Source organism: Streptomyces sp. NBC_01257 (assembly GCF_035917255.1).
Taxonomy (GTDB): Bacteria; Actinomycetota; Actinomycetes; order Streptomycetales; family Streptomycetaceae; genus Streptomyces.
The window spans coordinates 35,693-50,445 of the sequence record NZ_CP108472.1 but is presented as its reverse complement, the minus strand read 5'-3'; the positions used below and the strand labels follow the sequence as shown (position 1 = coordinate 50,445).

Below are 14,753 nucleotides of genomic sequence, written 5' to 3'. Positions count from 1 at the left end.
CGTGTGTCCCACCGAGGTTCCGACCTCCTCGAACTGGGGCCGGCCGAGCACCTGACTGCTCGGCCGGCCCCGCCCCCCACGGCGGCTCGTTCAGAAGCTGCCACTTTCGTCCGGGAGAGCCGCTGTGAACATGAAAGTTCATTGTCCGTCGCCGTCTTGCGCTGATGGTCGGTGCGGCTTCGGGCGGAGGTGATCCGGCAGTCGCTCTGTCCGTAGCCGGAGTGCTGAGAAAGAACGCCCACTCAGTCCCGTAATCAACGGAATATGTATCAGGGGTGGCCCGATTGCCAGCCTGAAGGAAAGTACCAGGCTGTGGCCATTCGCTCTGCCGGGCGCTGAAGATCCAGAAGATGTTCTCTGGCAGCACCGATATCAAGGGCGCCCCTGTCGCCCTGAATGAGGTATCCCGAGAGGGTCGGGCCGCGAGCGTCGACTCTGCCCGATGTATCCCCTGAGTTACCCCACCCCAGCAATGCGCGGTGACAGCTGCGAGCATCGCACAGCGCTGTTCTGTCCTGCCCTTTTTCCTCATGGAAGAGCCGCCATGAATCGTCGTACGTTTCTCTCCGCCGCCGTCCTGACCGCTCTGGCTTCCGGCATCGCACCGGCCGCTTCCGCGCCCCGTCGCACCGCGGATACAGCCCCCGACAGCAGGGCCGTCGCCCTGCTGGCGAGGATGACCGCCGCACAGAAGGAGGCCCTCGTCCGATGCGACTTCGCGGCCCTGAGCTCTCTCGGAATCCCGGCCCTGACCATGGTGGACGCCTCGGCAGGACTGCGTGGGGAGACCGGCGTCACCGCCTTCCCCGTCCCCATGGCCCAGGCCGCGACATTCGATGCCGACCTCGCTGGCCGGCTCGGCACGGCTCTGGGCACCGAAGGACGGGCCAAGGGTTACAACAACCTTCTCGGCCCTACCGTCGACACCGCCCGCACCTGGCACTTCGGCCGACAGGCCGAGGGCATGGGTGAGGACCCTCTCCTGGCTGGGACCCTGGGCGCAGCGCTCACCCGAGGCATACAGGAACAACATGTTGTCGCCACCGTCAAGCACTTCAGTGCGTACACCCAGGAAGTCAACCGCTTCTTCTTCGACGCGCAGCTCTCCGACCGGGCCCTGCACGAGATCTACCACGCTGCTTTCGAGCGCATCATCGCCACCGTGCCCGTCACCTCGGTGATGATGGCCTACCCCAAGATCAACGGTACGTTCGCCACGCAGAGCCCCGCGCTGTTCAACGACCTCAAGAAGACCATCGGTCTGGAGGGCTACACCGTCCCCGACTTCTGGGCCGGCGATGATCCTGTGGGAGCCGTCAGGGCAGGCATGGACCTCGGCGGTCTCGGCCCCGGTGGCGTGAAGATACCTGTCGGCGGCCTCGTCGATGGCAGCGTCCCCACGGCCCGCCTGGACGACGCGGCCCTGCGCATCCTCAACACCATGTACGCCAACGGCCTGTTCGACCACCCCGTACCGGCGCCCGCCGCGGACGTCAGCACCCAGGCCCATAAGGACCTCGCTCATGCCCTCGCCGTCAACTCCGCGGTCCTGCTCACCAACCGCGGCCAAGCCCTCCCGCTGACCTCCGCCATCAAGTCCCTTGCGGTCATCGGCCCCGCGGGCGACACCGCCCTGACAGGAGTCTCCGGCTCCAGCTACGTCACCCCTGGTGCCTGGGCCACCCCGCTGGCGGCCATCAAGGACCGCGCCGGCGCCGGGGTCGCCGTCACCTACCGCGAGGGATCCGTCGGAGACATCCCCCTCACCGCCGTCCCGGCGACGGTGCTGCGCACGGCCTCTGGTGCGGCAGGGCTCACCGGTAGCTTCTACGCCGCAGCCGAACCGTCCGGTACTCCCGTCGCCACACAGGTCAGTGCCGGTGTCGATTTCACCAGTGCGCCCGTGGCCGGTCTGCCCGCCGTGTGGTCGGCCCGCTGGAGTGGCACCCTCACGCCGACCACCACCGGCCTGCACCGTTTCTCGCTGCTGCCCTCAGGTACCACCAAGCTCGTCATCAACGGCAAGACGGTCATCTCCGGCACCCGGCACAGCCGCCGGTTCTTCCTCGGGCCGTACGACTATCCGCTCCAGGGCACCATCGATCTCACCGCCGGGAAGGCGGTGAGTGTCAGCATCGATTACAGCAACAGCACCGCCGATACCGGCACCTGCGGTCTCACCCTCGGCTGGCAGCCGAAGTCCCTCATACCCGACGCGGTAGCCGCAGCACGGGCCTGCGACGCCGCGGTCGTCATCGTGAACAGGGTCGCGGGCGAGGACATGGACCACGGTTCCCTCGACCTGCCGGGCGACCAGAACAAGCTCATCGCCGACGTCGCAGCAGCCAACCCCCGCACCATCGTCGTCCTGAACACCGACGGCCCCGTCTCCATGCCGTGGATCAACGATGTCGAAGCGGTCATCCAGCTCTGGTATGCGGGACGCGCCACCGGAACGGCCCTCGCCGCCATCCTCTTCGGTGACGCCGACCCTTCGGGCCGTCTTCCGGTCACGTTCCCCGTCACGGCGTCCCAGGGACCCGGGGCGACACCGGCCACCTACCCGGGCAATGGCTCCACTGTCTCCCACAGTGAGGGGCACCTGGTCGGCTACCGCTACTACGACGCGAAGAACCAGAGCCCGCTCTTCCCCTTCGGCCATGGCCTCTCCTACACCACCTTCAACCTCGGCTCCCTGGAAACGTCCTACAACACAGCGACCAAGACGCTCACTGCCGCCGTCACCCTCACCAACTCAGGTTCCCGCGCAGGTACCGAAGTCGTGCAGCTCTACGCGGGGCTGCCTGCCGGCGCCCAGGCCGAGCCACGGCGACTGATCGGCTTCCGCAAGGTCACGCTTGCTCCCGGTGCCAGCACTCGGATCACCCTCAGCGTTTCTGCCCGCGACCTGTCGGTGTGGACTGCCGGCGCCTGGAAACTCACCCCCGGCTCCTACACAGTCCACGCCGGCCGGTCCTCGCGAAGCCTGGCTGTACAGCGGGTTGTCACCATCAGCTGAGGCCCTATTGAGCTCGTCGGATTCCACGTGAGTCGCTTTTCGGCGGGCTTCGGTCTGCTGCCGGTTGTGGTCGACAGTAGACCGAAGCCCTGAGCGTGACGACCGGAAGGGCAGTGCGACGTCGGATATATCGGCAGCCGCCCGGAAGCTCGAAGCTTGTGATGGCCGAACCGTCGCCGATGCGCGGCTCGAGACGGCGCCCACGCTGCAGCGGGGGTGGGCCCGGCCGGGCGCGAGGAGGCGTGTCTCCCTACTGCGTCACCCGGCCGGGCCGTTCGGTCCTGCCTCTCAGTGACCGGTCGTCTCGGGGCTGCGCCGTACACCGACCACGGCGAGCAGGGCACCCAGCAGGCACAGCAGGCCCGAGACGAGCACGGCGGTGTGTACGCCGTTCATGAAGGCGTCGTGGCTTCCCTCCACGACCGCGGACCTGAGCTGTGCCGGCATCCTGTCGGAGACCGGCGCGACGCCCATTGCCACGGCGTCCTTCGCCTCGCTCAGCCCGTGGGCCGCATCGGCGGGTACCCCGGACGAGGTCAGCTCGCCGGTCAGGGTCGAGCCGACGCGGCTGCTGATCAGGGAAATCAGAACGGACGTGCCCAGCGCGCCGCCTATCTGCAGCGCCGTCGCCTGGAGGCCGCCGGCGACCCCGCCGTCCTTGACGGGTGCGTTCCCGACGATCGCGTCGGAGGACGACGCCATCACCATGCCGACGCCCAGTCCGAGCGCGATGAACGGGGGCCACATCGCGGTGTAGGACGAGTCCGCACCCCATCCGAGCATTGCGAAGCAGGCGACGGCCTGGAGCGCCATACCCAGCGGCATCGTGAGCCGGGGGCCGAATTTCTGGGTGAGCGCGGCGCCCAGGGGCGACGCCACGACCGAAGCGAGGCTCAGAGGCAGGGTGCGGATACCGGCCTGGACAGGAGTGAAGCCCCGCACGTTCTGCAGGTACAGCATCACGAAGAAGATCATGCCGAGCAGGACGAAGAAGTTCAGCGCGGTGATGACGGTCCCGATGGTCAGCGCCGGGTTCCGGAACAGACGCATGGGCAGCAGGGGGTGCGCGACCCGTGTCTCGTACCGGCCGAACAGCAGCAGGATCAGTACGCCGGCGATGATGGTCCCCAGCGTGCCGGCCGAAGTCCAGCCCCAGGTCTCGCCCTTGACGACGCCGAAGACAACCGCGAGAAGGCCGAGCGCCAGCAGGGCGACACCCGGGATGTCGAACTTCTCATCTGTGGCGCTGGTGTTCCTGCTCTGCGGCAGCACGATGATGCTGAAGACGAGCGCGAGGACGCCGATGGGCGCGTTGATGTAGAAGACCGACTCCCAGTTGACGTGCTCGACGAGCAGGCCGCCCACGATTGGACCGAGCGCGGTGGAGACGGAGGACACCATGGCCCAGATGCCGACCGCCATGCCGAACTTCTTCGGCGGGAAGACGGCGCGCAGCATGCCCAGGGTGTTGGGCATCAGCAGCGCGCCGAAGAAGCCCTGGAGCGCGCGGAACGCGATGACTCCTTCGATGGATCCGGAGAGGCCGATGGCCACGGAGGCGACGGTGAATCCCGCGACTCCTACGAGATAGAAGGTGCGGCGGCCGAAACGGTCGCCGAGCTTGCCGCCGAGGATCAGCGCGGCGGCGAGGGCTAGCAGGTAGCTGTTGGTGACCCATTGGAGGTCGGCCGTGGAGGCGTTGAGGTCCCGGCCGATCTCCGGGTTGGCGATCGAGACGACCGAGCCGTCGAGGCCGACCATGAAGAGGCCGAAGGCGACGGCGACGAGTGTCAGCCACGGGTTCGCGCGGTGTCCGCGCGGCTGGTCCTCATGGACCGGACGCGCAGGCGGAGCTGGGGAGTTCAGGACGTCGGAGGGCATGAAGGTGTCTGTCCTTCGTGAGTAAGGGGGTGTGTGTTGGGTGTCGTGCGCGGACGGGACCACGCGTCCGCGCATGACGAAGCGGCGTCCGGGGCCTGAGGAAGGCCGGACGCAGGGGAGGAGAGGTGTCATCCCGTCGGCACACGGAAACGGTTCGTGCCACTCGCACGACTACGGGCGCGACAGTCCGCGAAGAGTCCGGGACGTCGGCTGCGCGTGTCAGTGGCTGAGGGGATGCAGGCGGTCGTTGAGCGCGTGCAGCGCGCCCAGTGCCGAGCCGAGAGCGTCCAGTTCACCTTCGGTCATGGTCTGGAGCGCCTCGGCGACCAGGCCGCTCATCAGGTTCTGGACCTCGGTGAGCTGCTGCCGCGAGGTCGAGGTGAGGTGCAGGTGAGCGATGCGCTTGTCGGCAGGGTCCGGCCGGCGCTCCAGCAGGCCCTGCTCGGTCAGCTGGGTCACCAGCGCGCTCACGTTGTTCGGCTTCATCAGCAAGGCCTCGGCCGCCCTGCGCACCGTCGCTCCGTCGTTGGCCTCGACGTGACGGAGCAGGGCGATCTGCGCCTCGGACGGCTTGGGGTGCTCGACGTGCGGTCCGATCTGCCGCTCCACGGCCCGGGCCAGCGCGGGCAGGCACGACACGAGCTCGGCGGCTACGTGGTCGACGTCCTGTACGAACCTGGTGGGGCGGGGCATAACTGCGACTCTAGGTATGCAGATATAGCTATGTCAAGATATCTAACTTTCGGTCACGGGAGACCTTCGCAGCAGGTGAGACCGATGCCGGCTGCGCGAATGTGGACCGGCGGTGGCGGCGTCTACAGCAGTGCTGACGCGGCTGTAGAAGGGGTTCGAAGGCGACCTCGTAGAACTTTGCGGCGATGCTCAGGCGACCGGCCTTATGGTGGCTGACTGTCCGATACGACGTGGTCAGGCTTGGTCGGTGGGCATGACTTAGAGTCGGCGATTGCGGTGTGCCGGGGGCGGGTCACCACGTAGGTGATGGCGATGTCCGGCCCTGGGCGGTGAAGGCGATCATGCGCTCCCATTTCTGGCACTGCGCGCCCGCCCGAAGCCAGCCCGTCCGCCGCGATCGTCGCCGGGCCGCGCGGATTGGCCGCCTTTACCTCGTGCCCGGCCGCGCTCAACCGCCTGGTCAACGTCTTGTCGATGTCCCCAGTGCCAAGAATGCCGATCTTCTTGGTGAAACTCAATGTCCGGAACGGAACCCCGGTTTCGGTGACTGGGGTTCCGGGGCTTGGCCTTGCGGCGCCACCGGGGCTGCGGGCCGGCCGCGGACGCGGTGGTGTGAGTAGGCGATGACGGCCTTGCTGAAGAGAGCGCCGCTCGTCGTGTTCGCCTTGTGCGTTCGCGGCGTACCGGCGTTGCCGCTCTCGTGCCGTCCCGGGGGTGGGCAAAGGCCAGAGCCGTGCAGGTGAGCAGAGGGGCGGGGCCCCGCCACGGCCGCCACGTACGCGGACGCCTCCTCGGCCATGCTCCAGCGCATGGGGAAGTAGATCAGCGGACCACTGGCTTCGCGGATCAACGGCCCGGTTGACCAGGGCGAGGCGTCCTCCACGTCCTCGGTGAGGTCGCACCACCGCTCAAGCAACGCAGCCACGTAGGTCGCTGTGCGTTCGGAAGGAGGCTCTCCAACCTCGCTGTCGATGTAGCGGTCGTACAGGCCGCTGAGGATTCGGCCCGCGGTCTTGTCATCCGTCGGCCTCTCGCCTTCCCAGACAACAAGCTCGTAGCTCATACCAGGAGACTCTCATGTCGCTCTGACAGCCATAAGAAACGACGTCTCAGCAAAGTCCAGCGGCGGGGCGCCGTCGTATCGGGCCAACTTTTGGGCCTGGTTGTTCAGTAGCCATGGGTCCTGCGCGGCATTCGGTGGTAGTGACTGGATGGCCTTGAACAGAAATCGGTGCTCGGGCTGCGTGAAGTCCTGCTCGGCCAGCGACCGAGTGGGGCCGCCCGTGTGCAACTGCCCTGGATTCTGCATGAGCGAGATCAGGACGCGCCGCTCCATGGGCCGGGAGGCGTAACCCGGACCCGGAGTGTGATCGGGTGCCGGTTCGGAGATCTGGTCGGGAGGGCCGTAGCCGGCAAGGGTGCGGGGTGCTTCGTCAAGGCGCTCGGCAAGTTGATCCAGGGCGTACTCGACGATGTCGAGTTCGAGGGCCACCTGGTCCAGGGAGGTATCGGCCAGACCGTAGTCGCGGACGTGGCCTGCCAGATCCTCGACGGCGGCGGGAATGCTCGGCTCGAGGATGAAGGTGACAGCGTATTGGGCCGCGTTGTCGGGGTTGGGGCTGTAGTCCGGAGCGGTCGCTCGAGCCAGGAGAGTGGCGATGGTCTGGTGAGCGTTGGCGTCAAGGCGTGCTTTGGCCTCCGGACTGGCAGTTGAGCGGTGGTGATCGTTGTAGGCGAGCCGGGTGGTGATGTGCTGGATCATCGCCGTGGCTCGTTGCTCCGTCGTGAGCCGGGGATCGCTGGCTGCGGGAAGTGCGATCGCGGGGTCGGGCCCAGTGACGAGTGCATCCCAGATCTCGGCAGTCAGGGGGTCTCCGAAGTCCTGGGGCTGGAGCCAGTAGGGCGACGAATCCGGAGACGACGGTGTGAACCTGAACTTCTCAACCCGGCCGGGGGTGTTGATGATCGCTCCGATGACTGCAAGCTCCCTTGCCACCGCTGCGCTGTCGATGCGACGGCCGCGGGACAACTCGAAGGGGACGTTTTCGACTTCGGAGGGGTGCTGCGCTGCACGGGTGGTGACGTAGGCGTTGTGGCGGATGTGCTCGGTGTTGGCCGGCCAGCTCGGCTTGGCCATTTCTCGCAGGGCGCTGTGGACCCCAGCCCAGTACGCCGAGTTGTTCAGTGTCGCCTGCGCGCTGGGGTCACCAGCTGCAGCCCTCCGCTGGTAGGGGGTCCGCATGCTGACCACGACCGCGTTGGCCGTGACTGTCGTGTCGTCCTCGCCCGGTGTCTGGCGGCCCACAGCAGCCATGAGGAGGCGTTCGCCCAGTACACCGAGGCCCGCTACGAGCGGTGCCGGCTTGTCGTGGAGTCGTCGGTGCAGATCGGCGAGTACGAGATGGACCCCTCCCGGCACCCGGACTTCGACCACGCCGGCCTGACCCAGCACGTCCTGGAGACGATGGTCCAGCCCATGTGAGCCCCGGTCGTCCGGCGCCGGCTTCCTGTGCCGGCGCCACCCCACCCGAGAACAAAGGCGGTTCACCATGCCCTTCCCTGCCCGTCTCCGACCGGGCCCGGCTGCCGCGGTCGCCCTGGGCGCCACGATCGTGCTGAGCGGATGCGGTGCCGGAGCCGACAGTGCGAGCGACGGCTTCGTCACGCTCGGCTTCGTCAACGGAGACACCAGCGAGTTCGCCATGTGTCTGCAGAAAGCCGTCGAGACGACGGCGAAGACAGCCGGGGTGAAGGTCTACCTCGCCAACTCCAGGATGGACCCCGGCAAGGAACTGTCCAACATCGAGGACATGATCTCCCGCGACGTCGACGTGCTGGTCGTGCAGACGGTCAACGTCGACGCGCTCGAAGGGGACATAGCGAAGGCCGCCGCCGCGAACGTACCCATCTTCCTTACGTCGGTCGCCACCGACGAGGTCGACGGCATCCTCGGCGCGGCGGTGGTCGACCTCGGGAAGCTGGGCGCCCTGGACGCCGGCTGGATCAGGAAGGACGCCGGCGGGAAGCCGGTCGATGTGGGCATCGTGGCACGGGCGCCCGGCGCCGCGTCCGATCTGATGGTGGCGGGCTTCGCCGAAGCCCTGCCCGCGAACGCGAAGGTCGTGGCGAACCAGCCGGGGATGTTCAACCCCGTCGAGGCCCAGTCCGTCGCGGAGAACATGATCCAGGCCCACCCGGGTCTCGACTACGCCTTCGTCGCCAACGAGGAGATGGCCTTCGCGGTACGCAAGGCGTTCGACGAGGCCGGTGCGAAGGACGTCAGGATCGTGACCGAGAACGGTACGGACAAGGCGCTGACGGCCGTCAAGGACGGCCGGTTCTCCGCCACCGTGGCCAACTCGCCGCAGGTGATCGGCGAGACAGCGGTGCGGAACGCCGTCGCCCGGCTCGACGACGAGAAGAGGGCCGACAAGATCGCCCGGATCCCTCTCACTCTGATCACGAAGGAGAATCTGGACGAGGCGTCGCAGTACTGCGCCCCGTAGCGTCCGCCTCTGAGGGCCGGGTCTCCGCAGATGCGCGGAGAACCGGCCCTCGGACGGCTGCCGCTACACCGTCACCGGCGCGGTGGCGGCGGCCTCGGCAGAAGGCTCGGCGGGGGAGCGGTGGGGTTTGACGCCGATCATGCCGACGGCGGTCAGGACCGCTGCCACGGCGGCGGCTATGCCGCAGATCAGGAAGGCGTTTCCGAAGCCGCTGCCCAGTGCGTCGAGGGCCAGATCGTGCGCCGCCGATCCCGGGGTGCCGGGCGGCAGGCTGTTCACGGCGATCGGTCCGCCCTCTGCGGCGATCCCGCGCGCGGCTCCGAGGTGCTCGGCGGGCAGGTCCGCCCCGCCCAGCTTCGACGAGAACGCCGAGGCCGCCTTTGACAGGGCGACGGCCCCGACGACGACCGGGCCGAGCGCGAATCCGAGATCGCGGAGCATGTTGGTCGTCGCACTCGCCATGCCGGCCAGATGCGGCGGCACGCTGTCCAGGGCCACGGCCGTCACCGAGCTCACGCACAGCGCGAAGCCGACGCCGATGAGCAGGTCGGGCACCACGAAGGCGCTCAGGTCGAGGTCGCTGACGTCGAGCCGGGTGCAGAGGAAACAGCCGACCGCCATCAGGAGGAAGCCCGAGGTCAGCAACCAGGTCGGGGCGACCCGGTGCAGCAGCCGGGAGACGACCGGGATCAGGACGAAGGCGGGCCCCTGGAGCAGCAGGAACGGGACGGCGACCCGCAGCGGGTCCTGGTGCTGGATGGGTCCGAGCCACATGCTCGTCGCGAAGCATGCGCCGAGGAAGGCGAGCATGCCGATCACCGCGACGGCGGACGACACCGCGAAGGCCCGGTTCCTGAACAGGGTCAGGTCGAAGATCGGGGACGCGGCGCCCACTTCGACCAGGACGAAACCGGCGAGGAAGACCAGGCCGAGCATGCCGGAGAGCATGACGGGAAGGGTCGTCCACCCCGACTCGGGTCCTTCCACGGCGGCGTACAGCACCAGGATGAGACCGAGGGCGAAGGTGATCTGGCCCGGGACGTCGAGTTCGCGGTGCTTGGACGCCTTGGACTCGGTGGTCAGCGAGAGTGTGAGCACGATGCTCAGCGCGGCGAGCGCGACCAGCACCCAGAAGGAGCCACGCCAGGAACCGACCTTGGCGAAGGCCCCGCCGATCAGGGGGGAGACGGCCGCGCCGGCGGACAGGAACCCGCTCCACAGCGCGACGGCCTGGGCCCGTTCCCGGGGGTTGCGCGTGACCGACGCGAGCATGGTGAGCGAGCCGGGGAACAGGGCGCCGGCGCCGAGACCGTTGATCGCGGCGCCGATCCAGAGGACCTGCACGCTGGGCGCGACCGCGGCCACGGTGCTGCCGACGGCGATGAGGGCCGCACCGGCGGTGATCAGCTTCTTGCGGCCGAAGCGGTCACCGAGCACACCGAAGGTGAACTCGAAGCAGACCACCGCGATCATGAAGGCCGAGGTGATCCAGGTCAGTTGGGAGCCGTGGGTGTTGAGGTCCTCCTGGAACAGTCCGTTGAGGGAAGCCGGCAGTGCGTTGGCGACCTGCGCCACGAACACCGCACAGCTGGTGGCAGCCAGCGTTCCCGCGTAGCCCGGCTTCCGGGCAGCCCCCGCGGTTGGGCCGTGGGACGTCGTTGTCCCTTTGTTCAGCGTCATTGCTTTCTCCCTGGCTGGGAAGGTGAGTGCCCCGCCGTCGTCGGGCGGGACGGGCTCCGGCCGACGGCCGTAGCGAGGGGAGGGGGGAGGGTTCCGTCGCTCACCGGTCGCGCAGGGACCCCGGACCCCGGGCAGGCCGACGAGGTTGTCGTCGGGTGCCGCGGGTCCGTTCCGTGCGGACAGGTGGTGCCGGACGCTGCCGTGCTCACGGTTGAGGGGGAAGGAGACACAGCTCGAATCCGGCGCGGTGTCGTGGAGAATGACACTTGGCCATACGCCGTGTCAATGAAATGTTCGTAGACTCAAGTGAATAGCCTCGATGTAGGTCGAGGCTGTGGTGGGAGCTGTCCGGACGGCCGGATCAGTACCCCGCGGCCAGATCCGCTTCCACCGCGCGTGCCGCGGCGTTGAGGGTGGCGACCAGTGAAGGAAGCTCGTGGGAGTCGTAGCGCACGCTGGGCATCGACACCGACAGACCCGCCTGTGCGGTCCCGTCCCGGTCGCGCACCGGGACACCCACCGCGACGAGCCCGCGCTCGGAGCGCTCCTGGTTCACGGCGAAACCGTTGCGGCCGATGCGCGTCAGCTCGTTCCGCAACCGTGCGAGGTCCGGACGGTCCGCGGGGCGGTCGCGGTAGCGCGCGGCGGAGTAGATCTCCGCCAGTTCGGCGTCGTCGAGGCCCGAGAGGAGGAGCAGCCCGGCGGTGGTGCGGTGGGCCGCGAACACCATCCCCTCCCGGGATCCGACCCGCAGCGCCTGCCGGCTCTCGATACTGGCGATGAACCTCGCCGTGTCCCCCGTACGGATGGTGAGATTCGCGGTCTCGTCCAGGAGGCCGACCAGCCGGTGCAGGTGGGGGAGGGCGGCGGCCCGCAGCCGGGAGACCTGGGACTGCGAGTGCGCCGCGAGTTCGAGGACGGGGCCCGCGCGGTAGACGCGGTTCTCGTCCTGCACGGCGAAGTCCCGGTAGACGAGCATCGCCAGGAGCCGGTGGGCGGTGGACCGGGCGACCCCCAGCCGTTCGGCGATCTGCGAGACGGTCGCCGCGCCCTCCAGTTGCAGCAGAGCCGCCGCCCGCAGGGCGTGGTCGACGCTCGCGATGGGATACGGCGGCGGCGTCTTGAGCGGCTTGTCCACGGGTGCCTCCGGATGCGGCCCGGACGCGGTGGCTGTTCCACGCCCGGCGAGCGTTGGTTCTGCCCTCCAGAATCTACATGTCTTGTCTGCGAACACGACGCACGCTGAGCCCGTGACTCAGTCCTCCCCCGCCCCAGACATCGCGACGGGCTCGCCCGTCCGGCTGCAGGCCGTTTCCGCAGCGGACCAGCCCACGGTCACCCCGGAGCTCGAAGAGCTGTACCGGGGCTTCGAACAGGAACTCCTCGTCCCGCTGTGGACCGAGATCGGCGACCTGATGCCGGCCCATCCACGCTCGCGTGCGGTCCCGCACGTGTGGCGCTGGGAACGGTTGCGGGAGCTCGCGGCACAGGCCGGCGAGATCGTCCCGGTCGGGCGCGGCGGCGAGCGCCGGGCCATCGCGCTGGCCAACCCCTCCCTCGGAGGCCGGCCGTTCGCGACCCCCACCCTCTGGGCCGCCATCCAGTACCTCATGCCGGGGGAGGACGCCCCCGAGCACCGCCACACCCAGCACGCGTTCCGCTTCGTCGTCGAGGGCGAGGGCGTGTGGACGGTCGTCGGCGGCGATCCGGTGGCCATGCGGCGCGGCGACTTCCTGCCGCAGGCCGGCTGGAACATGCACGCGCACCACAACGCCACCACCGAGCCGATGGCCTGGATCGACGGCCTCGACATCCCGTTCCAGTACGCGAACGAGACCCAGTTCTTCGAGTTCGGCCGCGACGCGGTCAGCGAGGCCGAGCGCACGACCCCCGACCGCTCGCGCGCCGAACGGCTGTGGGGACACCCCGGCCTGCGCCCGGTCTCCGCCACCGCACCGGCCCCCGGCTCGCCCCTGCTGGCGTACCGCTGGGAGCACACCGACCGCGCACTCGGCGACCAGCTCGCCCTGGAGGCGGAGGGTTTCACCGGCACCGTCGAGGCCGGCCACGCCGCCGTACGGTTCACCGACCCGGCGACCGGCGCCGATGTGCTGCCCACCATCCGCGCCGAGATGCACCGCGTCGTGCGCGGCGCGGAAACCGCCCCGGTCCGCGAGACCGGCTCGTCGGTCTACCAGGTCTTCGACGGCTCCGGCACCGTCACCGTCGGGGAGAAGTCCTGGACGGTGACACGCGGTGACCTGTTCGTCGTCCCCTCCTGGCAGCCCCTGTCCGTGCGATCCGAGGCCGGCGCCACGGACTCCGACTCCGGCGCCCTGGACCTGTTCCGCTTCAGCGACTCCCCGATCTTCGAAGCCCTCCGGCTCGACCGTACCCATGTGGAAGGAACCACCCGATGAAGCTCGCCACCCTCCGTACCGACGGCACCACGAAGGCCGTCCGGCTCGACGGCGACGTCCTGATCGACCTCGGCGTCCCGGACGTGGGCACCCTCCTCGGCCGGGACGACTGGGCCGGGCACGCCGCCGCGGCCACCGCCGGGAACTCCGCGACGTACCCCGCGGGAGGCGCCGAGTACGCCCCCGTCGTCCCGCAGCCCTCGAAGGTGATCTGCGTCGGGCTGAACTACCGCACCCACATCACGGAGATGGGCCGGGACCTGCCCGAGCACCCCACCCTGTTCGCGAAGTTCGCCGACTCCCTCATCGGCGCCGGAGACGACATCCTCCGGCCGGACGAGACCGAGCAGTTCGACTGGGAGGTGGAGCTCGCCGTGGTCATCGGCAAGCGTGTGCGCCGCGCCCGGGGCGAGGAGGCCGAGCAGGCGATCGCCGGGTTCACCGTCCTGAACGACATCACCTGCCGGGACTGGCAGTTCCGTACCCGTGAGTGGCTGCAGGGCAAGATGTGGGACTCCAGCACCCCGGTCGGCCCCTTCCTGGTCACCCCCGACGAACTGCCGGGCGGCGTACGCCCCGCGCTCGACGTCCGGCTGACCGTGGACGGCGAGGTCATGCAGTCCGACACCACGGCCGACCTGCTCTTCGACCCGGTCGCGCTGGTGGAGTACGTCTCGACGATCACCCGCCTCAACCCCGGCGACATCATCGCCACCGGCACCCCGGGCGGTGTCGGGCACGCCCGCAAGCCGGGGCGCTACCTGCTGGGCGGCGAGAGCGTCGTCGCCGAGATCGACGGCCTCGGCCGGCTGGAGAACCGCGTCGTCAAGGAGAAGTCCGCCTGATGTCCCGTACGTTCGAAGAAGCCCGTAGCTGGGCGCAGCTCGGCACCACCCTGTTCGTCCAGGCGGCGGACCTCGGTGCCGATGCCCTGGACGAGCCGAGCACCCTGCCGGTCTGGACCCGCAAGCACCTGGTCGCGCACGTCGCCGCCAACGCCGATGCCCTGGGCAACCTCGTCCACTGGGCCGCCACCGGCGAACGCACACCGATGTACGCCTCCCCCGAGGAGCGTGCCGCCGGCATCGAGCGGGGCGCCGGGATGCCGGCCGCCGAACTGACCGCGTGGCTGCGCGGCTCCGCCGAGGAACTGGCCCGGTCAACGGCCGCTCTCGATAAGGAGCAGTGGCAGTCCCCGGTCGTGACCGCACAGGGCCGTACCGTGCCCGCCACCGAACTGCCCTGGATGCGCGCCCGCGAGGTGTGCGTCCACGCGGTCGACCTGGGCACCGGACCGTCCTTCGCCGACCTGCCGGCCGGCTTCCTCGCCGCACTCTGCGACGACGTCGTCGCCAAGCGCGCCAAGGACGGCGGGCCGGCGCTGGTTCTGGAGGCGACCGGCACCGGCGCCTTCTGGAAGCTCCCCGGGGAAGGTGAGCCGACGGTCATCGTCGGCGGCCTCCACGAGATCACGGCCTACCTCACCGGGCGCGCGCACGCGCTGACCGCACCGGACGGCGGGCCCGTGCCCGCCCTGGCCCGCTGGCTCTGAGC

Annotated in this window: 12 protein-coding genes; 5 read left to right on the top strand and 7 right to left on the bottom strand. The window is 69.1% G+C overall.

All coding sequences use genetic code 11. The features are described from left to right. Nucleotides 1–544: 544 nt before the first annotated feature. Nucleotides 545–3,019 (top strand): glycoside hydrolase family 3 protein, encoded by a 2,475-nt coding sequence (locus tag OG408_RS00230; protein ID WP_326667258.1) that lies wholly within the window; start codon nucleotides 545–547, stop codon nucleotides 3,017–3,019. Between the two features lie 288 nt (nucleotides 3,020–3,307). On the opposite strand, the gene OG408_RS00225 is transcribed toward OG408_RS00230, so the two are convergent. The 5 genes from OG408_RS00225 to OG408_RS00205 form a co-directional block, all read right to left on the bottom strand. After that, nucleotides 3,308–4,900, bottom strand: coding sequence for an MFS transporter (locus OG408_RS00225; protein WP_326667255.1), 1,593 nt, complete (start codon nucleotides 4,898–4,900; stop codon nucleotides 3,308–3,310). Between the two features lie 219 nt (nucleotides 4,901–5,119). After that, nucleotides 5,120–5,593, bottom strand: a complete 474-nt coding sequence (locus OG408_RS00220) for a MarR family winged helix-turn-helix transcriptional regulator (protein WP_285574683.1) — start codon at nucleotides 5,591–5,593, stop codon at nucleotides 5,120–5,122. A 203-nt stretch (nucleotides 5,594–5,796) separates the two neighbouring features. Then, nucleotides 5,797–6,111, bottom strand: coding sequence for an NAD(P)-binding domain-containing protein (locus OG408_RS40080; RefSeq protein ID WP_405401101.1), 315 nt, complete (start codon nucleotides 6,109–6,111; stop codon nucleotides 5,797–5,799). Further along, nucleotides 6,108–6,656, bottom strand: coding sequence for a hypothetical protein (locus tag OG408_RS00210; RefSeq protein ID WP_326667252.1), 549 nt, complete (start codon nucleotides 6,654–6,656; stop codon nucleotides 6,108–6,110). The genes OG408_RS40080 and OG408_RS00210 overlap by 4 nt, the downstream gene beginning before the upstream one ends. Before the next feature lie 12 nt (nucleotides 6,657–6,668). Beyond that, nucleotides 6,669–7,907 carry a hypothetical protein gene (locus OG408_RS00205; RefSeq protein WP_326667250.1) on the bottom strand — a complete coding sequence of 413 codons (1,239 nt, stop codon included), beginning with the start codon at nucleotides 7,905–7,907 and terminating at the stop codon, nucleotides 6,669–6,671. 235 nt (nucleotides 7,908–8,142) lie between these two features. Here OG408_RS00205 and OG408_RS00200 point away from each other — a divergent pair, with 235 nt between their 5' ends. After that, nucleotides 8,143–9,099: a sugar ABC transporter substrate-binding protein gene (locus tag OG408_RS00200; RefSeq protein WP_326667248.1), complete on the top strand. Its 957-nt coding sequence runs from the start codon at nucleotides 8,143–8,145 to the stop codon at nucleotides 9,097–9,099. Nucleotides 9,100–9,162: 63 nt separating this feature from the next. Here the strand turns inward: OG408_RS00200 and OG408_RS00195 are convergent, their stop codons facing one another. After that, nucleotides 9,163–10,779: an MFS transporter gene (locus OG408_RS00195; protein WP_326667246.1), complete on the bottom strand. Its 1,617-nt coding sequence runs from the start codon at nucleotides 10,777–10,779 to the stop codon at nucleotides 9,163–9,165. A 361-nt stretch (nucleotides 10,780–11,140) separates the two neighbouring features. Then, nucleotides 11,141–11,917, bottom strand: coding sequence for an IclR family transcriptional regulator (locus OG408_RS00190; RefSeq protein WP_285572718.1), 777 nt, complete (start codon nucleotides 11,915–11,917; stop codon nucleotides 11,141–11,143). 112 nt (nucleotides 11,918–12,029) lie between these two features. Between OG408_RS00190 and OG408_RS00185 the strand changes: the two genes are divergently transcribed. From OG408_RS00185 to OG408_RS00175, 3 genes are read left to right on the top strand one after another with little or no spacing between them, the layout of a single operon-like run. Continuing rightward, nucleotides 12,030–13,199, top strand: coding sequence for a cupin domain-containing protein (locus tag OG408_RS00185; RefSeq protein WP_285572721.1), 1,170 nt, complete (start codon nucleotides 12,030–12,032; stop codon nucleotides 13,197–13,199). Continuing rightward, nucleotides 13,196–14,044 (top strand): fumarylacetoacetate hydrolase family protein, encoded by an 849-nt coding sequence (locus OG408_RS00180; protein WP_285572723.1) that lies wholly within the window; start codon nucleotides 13,196–13,198, stop codon nucleotides 14,042–14,044. Before OG408_RS00185 ends, OG408_RS00180 begins: the two co-directional genes overlap by 4 nt. Beyond that, the gene (locus OG408_RS00175) at nucleotides 14,044–14,751 is read left to right on the top strand and encodes a maleylpyruvate isomerase family mycothiol-dependent enzyme (protein ID WP_326667242.1); all 708 of its coding nucleotides are present in this window, start codon (nucleotides 14,044–14,046) and stop codon (nucleotides 14,749–14,751) included. Before OG408_RS00180 ends, OG408_RS00175 begins: the two co-directional genes overlap by 1 nt. The last annotated feature ends 2 nt before the right edge of the window (nucleotides 14,752–14,753 follow it).